Genomic DNA, 15,472 nt, shown 5'->3' with positions numbered 1-15,472 from the left:
AATGCTGTTGTGCGCATTAGTGGTGTTTGTAAATAATTGACAGCGTATAGCCCTGAACGCCGTCGCCGTTTGCCGGGATCGCAAGACCACTCTTACCATTACGGTCACTACCGTTAAGGCTGGTTCTTGCTTCTTCGTTAGTTTGCGGGATAACAATGTCATTGTTATCGAAGCTGGCATTAGCAATACCGCCCGCCGCACCGAGTTGTTTACTGTTACCGTTAAAGACCCATGCAAAGTCATAGTTAGCGGTAACGTCCATATCCGTACCTGCGTCGTATTTACCGTTCTGGTTTTCATCCGAGTACAGTTTGGCCACATACGTTTTGTTAAGCGCAATGGCCGTATTACCACCGATAAGGTTGGTAGTGGTGCCTTTCTCGAAGATGGCAACTTTCAGATTCTGGTTCACAACCGGGCCGGGATCGACATTGTCCGTATCGCTGCCGCCACCGCTGGCCGTTGAAATATCCAGCAGAGTCAGCGACGTTCCCTGGAAAGGATTACCGGTCTGGGTGATGGGCTGGATTTCAACACCGATATAACGCCCACGTTCGTCATCAGTGAGTTTATAACTCGTCTTACCCGCCGCTGCGGTCAGCTCCGTTTTACCGCCACCCGCATTATCGCTGTAGCTGTACCATTTGATAGTGGCTGTCGTTTTCGCATCAATGCCTGCGGGACCATCATCAATATCCCCTTCGGTATCGCCGATATCCCAACCCAGCGTGATGGTATCCCCTGAGTAAAGGCGTTTATCCGTCTCGCTACCTTCAGGACGGGTCCCTTTACCATCAGACGTCACTTTAATGTGATCCGCATCTTCCGAGTTAATCGTGGCATTCCCCCCTTCGCGATAGAGCCAGGGTATAGTCCCCTCGAATTCAGCGGTCGTTCCACTGGCGACCCAGGCGGCATCTTCCGCCATAGCGGCTGGTACGGCACAGTATCCAGCCAGCATCAACGCGAGCGCGACTTTTGTCAGGCCACGTTTCATATCAGGTTTCATAAACACTCTCCTTGATTAATATTCAGCGGTGGCCCGATCAGCCATGGCGCCGACCCTATTTCTTGCTGTAATTGACCTGCAAACCGTATCCCTGCACGCCATCGGTTACCTGGGCACTAAACTTTGCTGCCGCGTCCTTGTTGGTTGCCGGAATCTCTATATCGACGTTCGTGGTATTGGTTTGCGCACCGGTATTGCCATTTACGCTATTCCCCGTGAATTCCCACTGATAGTCATACTGTTTCATCTCGTCGTCAGTGAGCTTCTCAGAAAGCTGGAACACGCCGTCTTTGTTAGCGTCGCGCCACAGCACAAAGCGATAGCGGCTATTGAGAGGCAACGGTTCTTTGTTGCCGATAAGATTGACGGGCTTAGCTGCACCAACGCGGTAGATAAAAGCATTCAGCCCGCCGATGTCAGAACCCAGGAACGTTACGTCAACATAGTTACTGTCATCATAAGGGGCGGCTTTCGCCTTCCAGCGGAAAGTACCGGGCAACGTACTGGAGAGCGTAACGGTCCCCTTTTCTTTATCTTGTTTGGCGATAAAAACGCACGGCACTTCAGTGGTGCAGGGTTTATTCGTCAGCGTCACTTTTTTATCGTTGGCATCAAACAGCTGCGGGCTGAGATTATCCTGCGGCAAGACATTACCGTTACGGTCAGTGTTGTCGCCAAAGCTATCGGTAATGTCGAGATCCATGACGACACCATCTACACCATCCGCTTGCGCGCTGGCTTCGTGGCTGTGATTGTTCTCATCCGGTACATTGGCGATGTTGTTAACGATGAGCTCAATTTTACGATCCTGCTGAACGGTGATTTCCACCACTCCGGAGTTCTGCCGATTGCCTTTTTCATCTTCCAGCGCCAGGCGTACCCGCCAGGTATTGAGTTTTTCCTGGTCGGCTTTATCAGAGCTGTACTGCCAGGCAGGCAGCACCAGATTCCAGTGATTGTTGTTCCCTTCGGTAAGCGTATTTTCTTTGATAACCGGCATCACCAGCGTACGTGCAGCATTGTTTTTCGCCTGCCAGGAGGCAGCAACGATTTTGTAATGATGATTAATGAGCGCGTTAATGGTCCACTTACATTTTTCCAGCCCGATGGCTGCTTCTGGCGTATCTTTAATCACGCACTCGGGATGTTCATTCGTCGCATCAGCTTTCAGCCACAAAGTGACATCGAGGGGATCTTTCTCTTTGTATTCCAGAACAATAAAGTTGTTACGTTCAACAAAGTCGTGACGGCTGCCCATGAGCGAGTGAGCCGCGCTTACTTTGTTAGGATCAAGCTGGTCTTTGAGCGGGACGCCAAACTGGTAGTTCAGCGTTGCGTTAACAGAAAGATCGGTATTATCGCCAGTGCCGGCTTTGAAATCCGTTCCTACGGCAATGAGCGGTACGGGCTGGTATTTCACACCCAGCGTGACGGCGAAGGGATCTTTCTCCAGATTATCGGTGCCAAAAAGCGCGACTTCATCACCGTAATACTGTTCGAAAACGATTTTACCGCCAAGCTGCGGGTAAGCGGGTAGCCAGGCTTCGGCGCGAATATCCCAACCGCGCGCAGGACGCTCCTCATAAAAATCGAAATCTTCGGAGTCTTTCCAGTCAGAAAGCGGATGATAATAGTTGCCAGAGAATTTTAAATAATCAGTCCACGCTTCGGCACCTAAACCTAAACGGCGATGCCCACGGGTAAAATCATAATCATAAAATATATTTCCACCCAACAACCATTTCTCAGTATTATGCCTTACGCCTATTCCCAGATTACCTATTGTTCTTTCCTCTTTTCGTTGCGTCGATAATTGACTAAAAAATAAGGTCGTTTGGTTATCATATAAGGGAACAAAATAATCTAGCGAACTGCCATCAAGATCGCCCCCCTCTCCAAGCGAGAGATGGGTTCTCACTTTGCCAAAAGGCGATAGCGCATCTTCGACAAGTGACTGCGCCCCGGACGTCACCTGCCCCTGAACATAGCTCCTGGCCTGCGACTGCAATGCCTCTGGCGTCAGGTTATCAAACCCTTGTGTCGCCGAGTTGATAAAATAATCCGCCCCTTGCTCCTTGAGGGATTTGCTCTTGTTGTCTGTTTCTTCCTGCTGCGCAGCCTGACTGCCAAGATCGGGGAGCGTAGATTCGAGAGAGGGCTTTTTAGCAGATGCAGAAAACTCAGGCTCGGCAAAAACCGAGCCTGATAAAATCATGAGCATCAATAAAAGCATCCTTTGCACGATATATCTTCCAGGAAGAAATTATCCTGCCAGTTTAACCATCCGCCGGAATAAAAAAAATAAAATAACGGCTAAATAAAATCCTAAAATATACAATTTGTGACAACCACAAAATACACGCCACTCAAATAATATTAATGTTAAATAAAATTTGGTTAAACATTCATTATAATTATGCTCTGGCATATCACCCACTACCAGAGCTATTAATTTAAGCGGGAATAACAAACTCTACGCGCTTACGCGAAATCAACCCGTGCCCGTTCTGGCAGAAATAATCAACCGCACCGCACGCTTTTAGCACCTGTAAAGGCTGATGGCACTCCGGGCAGCAAGCCAGCAGTTCTACATCATTACCGCAGGATGGGCAGTGTGCATGTGCGCCATCCTGTTCCAGAGGGTGCTGACATTGAGGACAAAGCAGTTCCATAGTGGCTCCTTAATGACAATGGCCTCTTAACGAGGCCATTGATTAGTGATTACTTACTTTTCTTAATATGCTTAATCAGACGTTTACGCTTACGCATCTGGGTCGGGGTCAGCGTATTGCGCTTGTTCGCATACGGGTTTTCCCCTTCCTTGAACTGAATGCGAATCGGTGTCCCCATTACATCCAGCGACTTGCGGAAGTAGTTCATCAGATAACGTTTGTAGGAATCCGGCAGGTCTTTCACCTGGTTACCGTGAATCACCACAATTGGCGGGTTATAACCCCCGGCGTGTGCATATTTCAGCTTCACGCGACGGCCACGTACCAGTGGCGGCTGATGATCTTCCGCCGCCATCGTCATGATACGGGTCAGCATGGCGGTACCCACGCGGCGGGTCGAGCTGTCATAGGCTTCGCGTACGGATTCAAACAGGTTGCCGACGCCGCTGCCGTGCAGCGCAGAGATAAAGTGCACGCGCGCGAAGTCAATAAAGCCCAGACGATAGTCCAGCGTCTCTTTCACCTGCTCTCTGACTTCATTACTCAGGCCATCCCATTTGTTGACCACAATAACAAGTGAGCGCCCACTGTTCAGGATGAAGCCCAGCAGAGACAGATCCTGATCGGAGATGCCTTCACGGGCATCAATCACCAGCAGGACTACGTTAGCGTCTTCAATCGCCTGTAACGTCTTGATGACAGAGAATTTCTCGACCACATCGGTAATTTTACCGCGCTTACGCACACCGGCGGTATCGATGAGCACGTATTCACGTTCATCACGTTGCATCGGAATGTAGATACTGTCACGCGTCGTCCCCGGCATGTCGTAGACCACAACGCGGTCTTCGCCGAGAATACGGTTAGTAAGTGTAGACTTACCTACGTTCGGACGACCGACGATGGCCAGCTTGATAGGCAGCGTGGTCGGGTCGAAATCATCTTCCGGCTCTTCAAGCTCTTCGCCGTTCTGCTCAGCTTCAAATTTCGCCCAATACTCCGCGTCTTCGTCTACTTCTTCCGGCGGATTAACGTCATCAACAAACGGCAGCAGCACGTGTTCCAGCAGGCTGGTCACGCCGCGACCGTGAGAGGCGGCGATTGGGTAGATATCACCCAGGCCAAGCGACCAGAAATCAGCGATGGCCTGATCGGCATCAACACCGTCGGTTTTGTTCGCTACCAGGAAGGTCGGTTTTTCACGAGAGCGCAAATGTTTGGCGATCGCTTTATCCGCAGGCATCAGCCCGGCACGCGCATCAACCATAAACAGCACCACATCGGCCTCTTCAATCGCCAGCAACGATTGTTCCGCCATGCGGGTTTCCACACCCTCTTCTGTACCGTCGATACCGCCAGTATCGATACAGATGAACTCACGGCCTTCCACTTCAGCACGACCGTATTTACGGTCACGAGTCAGACCCGGGAAATCCGCGACCAGCGCATCACGAGTGCGCGTCAGGCGGTTAAATAGCGTGGATTTTCCAACGTTAGGGCGCCCGACAAGCGCGACCACAGGAATCATGTTAAAGCCTCATTAACTCAATATTTGGTTTGCCGGGTGGCGCATCGCCATCAGGCACAAAAACAATAATAATAAAAATAGCAAACGGCCCCTGATTTAACAGGAGCCGTTATTCACTGAATCACCGCACTATTTTAACGCGTAATCGCGTACAGCGTACCGTCTTTTGCCTGAATCAGCAGTTTGCCATCGGCAACAACGGGTTCAGTCAGGAAGCCAGAGCTGTCCACTTTTTGCTGTGCAACAAAGCGGCCATCTTCAGTGTTAATCCAGTGCATGTAACCTTCGCTATCGCCAACCACCAGGTTGCCGTTATACAGCGCAGGTGCCGTCAGCAGACGGTGCAGCAGATCGCTTTGCGTCCACAACGTCACGCCGCCATCAGTGGTGAGCGCCAGCAGGCGGTCATTTTGATCGACCATGTAAATACGGTTGCCATCGACGATGAAATCATTCACCGAACCCAGCTCACGTTTCCACAGGATCTGGCCACTGCGCAGGTCTAGCGCGGTCAGGTTACCGTTGTATGCCAGCGCGTAAACGACGCCATTGGCGATAACCGGCGTGGTATCGACATCGCTCAGACGGTCAATTTCGGTGTTACCCGTTGCCTGAGAAATACGTTGCTGCCAAATCAGCTGGCCCTGCTGCATCAGCACGGCGCTGACGCGTCCGTTATCACCACCCACAATCGCTGCGCCGTAAGCAACAGCCGGAGCGGATTCACCGCGCAGGGACAACGCTGGCATATCCAGGTTGACGGTCCACTTGATCGCGCCATCAGCTTCGTTCAGCGCCTGCAACTGACCATTGCTGGTATGAACCAGCACCAGGCCGTCGCTGACCACTGGACGAGACAGTACCTCACCTGCCATTGCGGTCTGCCAGGTGATGGAACCATCGCCTGCATCCAGGGAGTACACTTTCGCTTTTTCACTGCCGACATACACGTGGCCGCCAGAAACGGTCAGGCCGCCGGAAAGCAGCGCCGGTTTACGTGACAGCCAGCCATCTTTTTCCGCCAGGTCGACAGACCAGACTTCTTTACCGTCATCCGCGTTCACGGCTTTAACGGTGCCACGACGATCTGCCGCATAAACCACGCTGTCCGCATAGGCCGGATGCAGGTTGGAATAGAAGTTGCCAATTCCGTTACCGACCGACACATCCCATGCGGTAGAAGGCGTGAACTGGTTTTCAACCGTCGGTAGCGGGGACATTTTTACGATATCTTCTTCGCCGCTAAACCAGGAACAACCACTCAACAGAGTGACAGAAAGCAGTCCTGGCAAAAGTAATTTACGCAATTGCATCGGGTCCCTCTCAGATGGACAAATTATTAATTTTCATGCGCATCATTTCGCTGAGCGCAGGAGAAGCATCGCTTTTCGCCCCTGCTTCCCAGGCCGCGCGAGCGCCTTGTTTGTCACCTTTGCTGAGCAGAATTTCCCCGCGCAAATCGGCGACGATAGCCGTCCAGCCTTCGCCTTTAATGCTTTCAATGGTCTTCAACGCCGCATCCGGCTGCTTCATTTGCAGTTGAACGCGCGCCAGACGCATGCTGATAACCGATTTCAGATTCTCATCAGAAGCCGCAGCTAAGCCCTGGTTAAGCTGTTTTTCCGCTTTATCCAGTTCATTTTTGTCTACGTATTGCTGAGCCAGTTCCAGCGACGCGAAAGCACCGTAGGTGTTTTTCGATTCGGCGGCGAATTTCTCCGCCCCGGCCAACGCTTCCGGTTTCCCTGAACTAAGAGAAGAAACGGCATTTTCATAGGCCTGTGAAGATTCACGTGCCGTATTCAACTGATGGGACGTCCAGTAACGCCAGCCAACCAGCGCACCAATCCCTAAAATGACCCCAACGGCCAGCGCTTTGCCGTTTTCGGCAAAGAAACGCTTAAGCGCGTCAACCTGGTCGTTATCGTTATTGTACATTTCCACGCAGTCCTTCTCCTGATAAAAATGTCCGGGAGATTAACCCAGAATAGTGCGCAAATGCGCAGCAACGCCGTCCTGCGTTACGGTTGTCTGCTCGCCAGAACGTAAATCCTTCACAACCACATTCGCTTGTGCGACTTCAGACTCACCCAACACCAGAGCAACGCGCGCACCCCATTTGTCCGCACGGGCAAACTGTTTCTTGAAGTTGCCGCCGCCGTGGTTAGTCATCAGTTTCACACCTGGAATTGCATCACGAACCGCTTCAGCCAGACGCATTGCGGCGGACTGAGTATCGGCACCTGAGGCTACCAGGTATATATCGACAACAGGATCGGCTTTAAATTCCGGATTAACTGCCTGAACTAACAAAACAAGTCGTTCGAGCCCCATCGCGAAGCCCACCGCTGGTGTTGCGCGACCGCCCAATTGCTCAACCAGACCGTCATAACGCCCACCGGCGCAAACGGTACCCTGCGAGCCCAGGCTGTTGGTCACCCACTCAAACACGGTACGGTTGTAATAGTCCAGACCGCGCACCAGACGCTGGTTGACGGTGTAGGCAATGCCAGCCGCATCCAACTGAGCGCACAGCCCGGCAAAGTGTTCGCGAGACTCATCGTCGAGATAGTCCCCCAGCGCAGGCGCGTCGTTCAGCAGCGCCTGAACGTCCGGATTTTTTGAATCCAGCACGCGCAGCGGGTTGCTGTACATACGACGTTTGCAATCTTCGTCCAGCTTCTCTTTATGCTGTTCGAGGAAGGCAATCAGCGCATCACGATAGTTCGCACGCGCTTCCAGGGAACCGATAGAGTTCAGCTCCAGCGCAACGTGCTCGGAAATACCCAGCGCACGCCACCAGCGAGCGGTAAGCATAATCAGCTCGGCATCGATATCCGGCCCTTGCAGACCAAACACTTCACAACCCAGTTGATGGAACTGGCGGTAGCGGCCTTTCTGCGGACGTTCGTGACGGAACATCGGCCCGATATACCACAGACGCTGCTCCTGATTGTACAGAAGACCATGCTCGATGCCGGCGCGTACGCAGCCCGCAGTACCTTCCGGACGCAGGGTCAGGCTATCGCCATTGCGGTCCTCAAAGGTATACATCTCTTTTTCAACCACGTCGGTCACTTCACCAATCGCGCGCTTGAATAACGGGGTCTGCTCTACAATCGGCAAACGGATTTCACTGTAACCGTAGCTGCCGAGCACGTTTTTGAGTGTGCCTTCAATGCGCTGCCAGATGGCGGTCTCGCCAGGCAGATAATCGTTCATGCCGCGGATGGCTTGAATGTTTTTTGCCACGTTTATTCTCTTTATAAATATAAAAATGAACCCTCAGCGGATTTCCCGCAGGGGTTCAATCATACACGGGAAGTTCGGGTCGTCATATACACTTCATCCTTCAAGTTGCCTCTGCGTTGGCTGCGCTCGTTCACCCGAATCACTTACCCTGGTAAGCTCATCGGGATTCACTCGCTTGCCGCCTTGACGCAACCTGAATGATTTTGTGTATACCTCGAGAACGCGAACTTCCCATCTTGTTATTTTTCGACCTGCTGAACATCGATACGATTGGCTTCATCCAGAATGGTTGCTTTCGCACGAATGCGAGCTTCCAGCTGGTCAATCATATCGTTGTTATCCAGACGGTCTTTACGCACGCCATCTTCGTACAGGCCGCTTTTCTTGTTACCGCCCGTCACGCCCAGCGTTGACACTAGCGCTTCACCAGGACCATTCACCACGCAACCGATGATGGAAACGTCCATTGGCGTGATGATATCTTCCAGGCGCTGTTCCAGTGCATTGACCGTACCGATAACGTCGAATTCCTGACGTGAACAGGTCGGGCAGGCAATGAAGTTGATGCCGCGTGCGCGAATACGCAGAGATTTCAGAATGTCGAAACCGACTTTGATCTCTTCGACCGGATCTGCCGCCAGCGAAACACGCAGGGTGTCGCCGATCCCTTCCGAGAGCAACAACCCTAATCCGATCGCCGATTTCACCGCGCCACTGCGCGCGCCGCCCGCTTCGGTGATCCCAAGATGCAGCGGCTGATCGATCTGCTTCGCCAGCAGACGATACGACTCAACGGCGAGGAAAACATCAGAAGCTTTCACGCTGACTTTGAACTGATCAAAGTTCAGACGATCGAGGTGATCGACATGGCGCATCGCGGATTCCAGCAGCGCCTGAGGCGTCGGTTCGCCATATTTCTCCTGGAGATCTTTCTCCAGAGAACCGGCGTTAACGCCAATGCGGATAGGGATATTTTTGTCACGCGCACAATCCACTACCATTCGGATACGTTCTTCGTTTCCGATGTTGCCGGGGTTGATACGCAAACAATCGACGCCGTATTCCGCTACTTTTAGCGCAATACGGTAGTCGAAGTGAATATCAGCCACCAGCGGCACGCTGACCTGCTGCTTGATGAGTTTGAACGCTTCTGCCGCGTCCATCGTCGGCACGGAAACACGAACGATATCCGCCCCGACGCGTTCTAACGCTTTAATCTGATTGACCGTTGCTTCCACATCGGTGGTGCGCGTGTTGGTCATCGACTGTACGGCGATGGGAGCCCCATCGCCAATCGGCACGTTCCCAACGTAAATGCGTTTCGATTTTCTACGTTGAATTGGAGCCTGGTTGTGCATGAAAAATCTCCCGCGTTGCCCGTCTGTTACTGTGCCGGTGATTGTTCGGCATTCACGGTCAGACGCGCAACCTGGTTAGTTCTGATAAAACGGCTCAGATCGACAGGTTTACCCTGATACTGGATCTGTACTGCAGCCGGTGCGCCAATTTTCAGTTTGTACGGCGCCTGGCCTACGAGATTCAAGTTACCATCTTTACGCTGCAAACCGCTGAACAGTTTTTTACCAGTCGCATCGGTGACTTCCAGCCAGCAATCGGCGGTAAAGTTCATCACCAGCGCATTCGGATCAGCAGCAGGCGTAGCAGGCTGAGCTGGATCGGTTGGCAGGGCAGTGGCTACCGGCGCCGTGGTCTGCGCGGTGGCTGCCGGATCAACATTCGCCTGGGACGGCGCAACAACAGTGTTATTCTGCGCGTCGGTTGCAGGCGCTGGCGTCGCTGTCGCCGCTGGCGTTTGCGTCGCTGCAGTCTCTGCTGGCGTCGTTGCTGGCGCGGTGTTATCCGTTGTAGCAGGTGCGCTGGTTGCACCGGTATCTAATGGCACATCCTGAGAACCGGTATTGCTGCTGTTATTGAGTTCCACGGAGGATTGATCCGCCATGGTGGTGATCTCTTCCTGCTGCGCTTTGTGGTTTTGCCACCACCACGCCACCGTCAGACCGACGACCACAAACAGCACCAGCCAGGTGAAGCTCATCAGCCAGCCGTCGCGTTTTTTACGACGTTTACCCAGCGAGAAGCTCTGCATCGGCGCGACTTTCGCAGCACGAACCGGCGCCTGCTTTTCCATCATCGGAAGCAGTTCTTCTTCAGGAATATGAACGAGGCGAGCGTAAGAGCGGATATAACCACGCAGGAATGTTGAAGCGAGTTCAGCGGGCGCTTTATCTTCTTCAATATCGCGAACGGTGGAAACCTTCAGGCATAACCGTTCAGCAACCGCCTGCTGGCTGAGTCCGAGTTGTTCACGGGCATTGCGTAAACGGGAGCCCGTGGTGCGTGCTTCTTGTTGATCTGGGTTGGTTTCAGTATTCATTCGCTACAACTGCTGGTTCGTGAAATTAAGACTCTGATGCAGACTACGCCTACACCGCGAAACATCCGATCGTTGACTTCGAACAGACAGTATAAGCTGCCCGATTAGCGACCTCAAAACAGCACCAGAGACGGTAGCGGCACTGTCATTCCTGCGCTACATACTGCCTCAATACTGGCGGAAACGCACCGTAATTATTAACCAGATCAGTACGTTTCGCCTAATCCTTGCCCATTTAACGTCGCGCACGCCATTTCTGCCGTGCGCGAAGGCATGATTACACGGTTTTTACGTCGATAGCTTCGCCCTGCATACGCTTACGCAGGGTACGTTTGGTACGGTCGATAACGTCACCGGCCAGTTGGCCGCATGCGGCATCGATATCATCACCGCGCGTTTTACGCACAATAGTGGTGAAACCGTATTCCATCAGTACTTTCGAGAAACGGTCGATACGGCTATTTGAGCTACGGCCATACGGCGCGCCCGGGAACGGGTTCCACGGAATCAGGTTGATTTTGCACGGCGTATCTTTCAGCAATTTGGCCAGCTGATGCGCGTGTTCAGTACCGTCGTTGACATGGTCAAGCATCACGTACTCAATGGTCACACGGCCCTGATTGGCGTTAGACTTTTCCAGATAACGGCGCACCGCCCCAAGGAAGGTTTCGATATTGTACTTTTTGTTAATCGGTACAATTTCGTCACGGATTTCATCGTTTGGCGCATGCAGGGAGATAGCCAGCGCAACGTCAATCATATCGCCCAGTTTATCCAGTGCCGGAACGACGCCAGAGGTAGACAAGGTGACACGACGTTTGGACAGGCCAAAACCGAAATCATCAAGCATGATTTCCATTGCCGGAACCACGTTAGTCAGGTTCAGCAACGGTTCGCCCATGCCCATCATCACCACGTTGGTGATAGGACGTTGACCGGTGATTTTTGCCGCGCCAACGATTTTCGCCGCACGCCAGACCTGGCCAATAATTTCCGAAACGCGCAGGTTACGGTTAAAGCCCTGCTGCGCCGTAGAACAGAATTTACACTCTAACGCACAGCCAACCTGTGAGGAAACACACAGGGTCGCCCGATCGTCTTCCGGGATATAAACCGTTTCGACGCGCTGATCGCCAACCGCAATCGCCCATTTGATGGTGCCATCGGAAGAACGTTGCTCTTCAACCACTTCCGGCGCACGAATTTCAGCGACCTCTTTAAGCTTATTACGCAGAACCTTGTTGATATCGGTCATATCATCAAAGTTATCGCTGCAGTAGTGATACATCCACTTCATGACCTGATCGGCACGGAAGGGTTTCTCGCCTAAGTCTTTAAAAAACTCGCGCATCTGCTGACGGTTGAGATCCAGCAGGTTAATTTTTCCATCTTTATTGGGAACCGCCGGGATGGCGCTCTCAGGCGTGACAATTTGTTCAGACATAATCTTTACCGGCCTCGTTGTTACACGTTATGGCCCCTGGAGGGTTAATAAAAAGAAACGCCCCGGGAGAGCGGTCTGCTCGTCCGGGGGCGTTGCATTGTACAAATTCTGGCGCACGGACGCCACGTCTGCACGTGACATTCGTAAAAATAATCATACCTGTCTCAACCGTAAGCCTGATAAGCGAAGCGTCATCAGGCAACATGCGATGAAACTGCCGGAGGGAGAGTACGCTTCATCCGGCCCACAGGCACAATAATTAGCGAGTGCGCGGGCAGACTTCGCCTTCACCGAAGAAGTATGCGATTTCGCGCTGTGCAGATTCAACAGAATCGGAACCGTGAGTGCCGTTTTCGGTGAAGCTGTCAGCATAGTCTGCGCGCAGGGTACCCGCCAGGGCGTTAGCCGGGTTGGTCGCACCCAGCAGATCGCGGTGACGCTGTACCGCGTTCTCGCTTTCCAGAACGGAAACCACGATCGGGCCAGAGGTCATGAATTCAACCAGACCGTCGAAGAACGGCTTACCATCATGCTCAGCGTAGAATCCACGCGCCTGCTCAACGGTCAGATGCAGCATTTTGGTGCCGACGATTTTGAACCCTGCCGCTTCAAAACGTGCAAAGATGCTTCCAATAACGTTTTTTGCCACCGCGTTTGGCTTGATGATGGAAAAAGTACGTTCAATAGCCATGATTACCTCTGAAATGTGTTCTGTTGTTATGCATACATCGTATGACCTGGCGCGGATTATAATGAGACAAGCTCGCCTTGCCTATGGACGAAGATAACATTTTTTTAAAATAAAATTAGCTTTAGCAACATTCTTACGCTACCTGGCGCAAAAATCTTAGCGAAAGGTAAAATTCACCGTCGCTATCTGCCCACCTTCATCCATTACCACCAGTTGATATTCTGCCGCTTTTTGTAACGTAAGCGTCAGATTTTTTCCCGCACTTTCCTGCGTCTCACCATTCAGAAACCACCAGCGTCGCCCTTCTCCGCCGCTGGTTTGTAGCGCAATCGTCACCTGCGACTCGCCGGGAGCACGCTGGATCACCGCGCCTTCTCGCACGCCAGAAAGCACTAATGGCGGCGCGTCCTGCAATATTTGTGGCGGGCATACGGTTGAGGCGGCAGGAAGCCTGGCAGCGCGTCGCTCGCTGGCGGGAAGCCAGGGCTCAAGCGGTAGCGGCCAGACATCCAGGGTGGTTTGCCTCGCCTCCGGGCAATCAGCTGCAACGCGTTTTCCCTGTGCATCCAGCCAAACCGGGAACCGAATACCGCGAATACCTTCCTGACCCGGCAGCAGTAGCGTGGGTGGCTGGCTGTTATCCAAAAGCCATGTCGCCAGACGGCGGCGGCAGTTCGCATCGCCCTCCGACAGCGACTGCCCACCAGGCCAGCATATCGTGCCGCCGCTTACCGAAGCAGGACGTGGATCGGAGGGTAATCCGTTTTTTCCCGCACTGGCGTGGGAAAGCAACAGATTGCTGACCTGATTCAGTAGCGGCACCGCGCTGGCAAAACCAAACTGCCCGGCGACGGGCGTGCCGTCTGGCCTGCCGGTCCAGATGCCAATGCTGTATCGCGCATTCAGCCCAATTGCCCACGCATCACGATAGCCATAGCTGGTGCCGGTTTTCCATGCCAGCGGTACGACTTGTGGCTGCATATCATCTGCCATCGGCTGATCTTCCCCGGCCAGAATACGGCGAATGATCCACGCCGATCCCGGCGACAAGAGCGGGCGCTCCACCAGCGGATCGTCAGCAAGTAAACGTAAGCGCCCTGCTTTACCATGACGTGCAAACGCGCTATAGGCGGCAGTGATATCAGCCAGCCTCGCGCCCGCCCCACCGAGGATCAACGATAAATTAGGCTCCGCGCCTGTGGGCAATATCAACGGTAAACCGGCGTTACGCAGGCGCGCGGCAAATTGTTTCGAGCCGTAAGCCTCCAGAACCTGTACAGCGGGAAGATTCAGCGATCGCACCAGCGCCTCGCTCATGCTCACCGGGCCGTGGAAGCCGCTATCAAAGTTTCCAGGTCGGTAATCCCCCACCCGGCGCGGCACGTCCTGGAGCAGCGAGGCGGGATGGATCAATCCTTCATCCATCGCCATGCCATACACAAACGGTTTCAATACCGATCCCGGCGATCGGATCGCCGACACCATGTCGATATGCCCAAATCGACTGTCATCACCAATGTCCGCCGATCCCACCCAGCCGCGTACCTGCATCGTACTGTTATCCACGACGATCATCGCCAGCGAACTGCGCGGCGGCAAGCGCGATTTCCAGTTGAGTGCCATCTCTTCAAGCTGGCGTTGCAATCCGGCATCCAGCGTGGTGGTGATTTTTTCCGCTTTGCTCATCGCCAGCACTTTGCGCGAAAAGAGCGGCGCCAGCTGCGGCATCTGCCGTGGGAACAACCAGACAGGCTCTTCGCTGGCCTCTTTCACCACCTTCGCCGGCCACACCTGTTGGGTTTGCATGCGGGCCAGCACTTTGTTGCGTGCCGCCTGCGCGCGTTCTGGCCAGCGATCCGGGCGTAAACGACTCGGCGCCTGCGGCAGCACGGCCAGCAAGGCTGCATCGGCATAGCTCAATTGTGCGGGCGGTTTACCCAGATAGGCCCAGCTTGCCGCGCCCACGCCCTGTAACGTGCCGCCGAAAGGTGCGCGATTGAGATAAAGGGTGAGAATATCGCGTTTTGAAAGGTGCCACTCCAGCTGTAACGCGCGCCAGAGCTGACGGAATTTACCGCCAAAAGTGCGAGGATGAGGATCAAGCAGACGGGCCACTTGCATAGTAAGCGTACTGCCGCCGGAGATCACGCGCCCGGAAGTAAGATCCTGCCAGGCCGCACGCAGGATCGACAGCGGGTTAACGCCGGGATGATCCCAGAACCAGCGATCTTCATACTGGATCAGCGCATCAAGATAGCGCGGTGACACCTCTTCGATGGTGACCGGATAACGCCAGATCCCTTCGGCGTCAGCAAAGCGCCACAGCGGTGTGCCATCCTGAGCGACCACCACGCGAGCGGGCGTCACTTCACGTAACGGCAGCGGCCAGAGGCGATCGGCCCCCAGTACCGCCAGCCACACCACAACCGCGCTCGCCGCCAGCCAAAGCCAGCGGCGTTTAAACGCAGACAACAACCGCAT

The 15,472-nt window shown here is 53.5% G+C and carries 12 protein-coding genes; all 12 read right to left on the bottom strand.

Going from position 1 to position 15,472, the window contains the following annotated elements; genetic code table 11:
* Window positions 1-16: 16 nt before the first annotated feature.
* Complete coding sequence (locus tag NMC31_RS18170; protein WP_000801438.1) at window positions 17-1,009, bottom strand: SinI family autotransporter-associated protein; 993 nt, start codon at window positions 1,007-1,009, stop codon at window positions 17-19.
* Window positions 1,010-1,064: 55 nt separating this feature from the next.
* Window positions 1,065-3,242, bottom strand: a complete 2,178-nt coding sequence (gene sinH / locus NMC31_RS18165; protein ID WP_253898736.1) for an intimin-like inverse autotransporter SinH — start codon at window positions 3,240-3,242, stop codon at window positions 1,065-1,067.
* A gap of 220 nt (window positions 3,243-3,462) precedes the next feature.
* The gene (locus NMC31_RS18160; RefSeq protein WP_253898733.1) at window positions 3,463-3,681 is read right to left on the bottom strand and encodes a zinc ribbon domain-containing protein; all 219 of its coding nucleotides are present in this window, start codon (window positions 3,679-3,681) and stop codon (window positions 3,463-3,465) included.
* Between the two features lie 49 nt (window positions 3,682-3,730).
* Window positions 3,731-5,209, bottom strand: a complete 1,479-nt coding sequence (gene der / locus NMC31_RS18155) for a ribosome biogenesis GTPase Der (RefSeq protein ID WP_253898732.1) — start codon at window positions 5,207-5,209, stop codon at window positions 3,731-3,733.
* Window positions 5,210-5,343: 134 nt separating this feature from the next.
* Window positions 5,344-6,522, bottom strand: a complete 1,179-nt coding sequence (gene bamB, locus NMC31_RS18150) for an outer membrane protein assembly factor BamB (protein ID WP_108473402.1) — start codon at window positions 6,520-6,522, stop codon at window positions 5,344-5,346.
* A gap of 10 nt (window positions 6,523-6,532) precedes the next feature.
* Entirely contained in the window at window positions 6,533-7,153 is a 621-nt protein-coding gene (locus tag NMC31_RS18145) for a YfgM family protein (protein ID WP_149464790.1), read from the bottom strand.
* A gap of 33 nt (window positions 7,154-7,186) precedes the next feature.
* On the bottom strand, window positions 7,187-8,461 hold the full coding sequence (gene hisS / locus NMC31_RS18140; RefSeq protein ID WP_149464791.1) for a histidine--tRNA ligase: 1,275 nt from the start codon (window positions 8,459-8,461) through the stop codon (window positions 7,187-7,189).
* A gap of 239 nt (window positions 8,462-8,700) precedes the next feature.
* On the bottom strand, window positions 8,701-9,819 hold the full coding sequence (gene ispG / locus NMC31_RS18135; RefSeq protein WP_015963437.1) for a flavodoxin-dependent (E)-4-hydroxy-3-methylbut-2-enyl-diphosphate synthase: 1,119 nt from the start codon (window positions 9,817-9,819) through the stop codon (window positions 8,701-8,703).
* A gap of 26 nt (window positions 9,820-9,845) precedes the next feature.
* Window positions 9,846-10,856: a cytoskeleton protein RodZ gene (gene rodZ, locus NMC31_RS18130; protein ID WP_253898731.1), complete on the bottom strand. Its 1,011-nt coding sequence runs from the start codon at window positions 10,854-10,856 to the stop codon at window positions 9,846-9,848.
* A 277-nt stretch (window positions 10,857-11,133) separates the two neighbouring features.
* Window positions 11,134-12,300, bottom strand: coding sequence for a dual-specificity RNA methyltransferase RlmN (gene rlmN, locus NMC31_RS18125; protein ID WP_253898730.1), 1,167 nt, complete (start codon window positions 12,298-12,300; stop codon window positions 11,134-11,136).
* A 259-nt stretch (window positions 12,301-12,559) separates the two neighbouring features.
* Window positions 12,560-12,991 carry a nucleoside-diphosphate kinase gene (gene ndk / locus NMC31_RS18120; protein WP_015963434.1) on the bottom strand — a complete coding sequence of 144 codons (432 nt, stop codon included), beginning with the start codon at window positions 12,989-12,991 and terminating at the stop codon, window positions 12,560-12,562.
* A gap of 156 nt (window positions 12,992-13,147) precedes the next feature.
* Window positions 13,148-15,472, bottom strand: coding sequence for a peptidoglycan glycosyltransferase PbpC (pbpC, locus tag NMC31_RS18115; RefSeq protein ID WP_253898729.1), 2,325 nt, complete (start codon window positions 15,470-15,472; stop codon window positions 13,148-13,150).

This window comes from Pseudocitrobacter vendiensis, assembly GCF_943590815.1.
Classification (GTDB): Bacteria; Pseudomonadota; Gammaproteobacteria; order Enterobacterales; family Enterobacteriaceae; genus Pseudocitrobacter; species Pseudocitrobacter vendiensis.
This window is presented reverse-complemented; position numbering and strand designations above follow the sequence as displayed.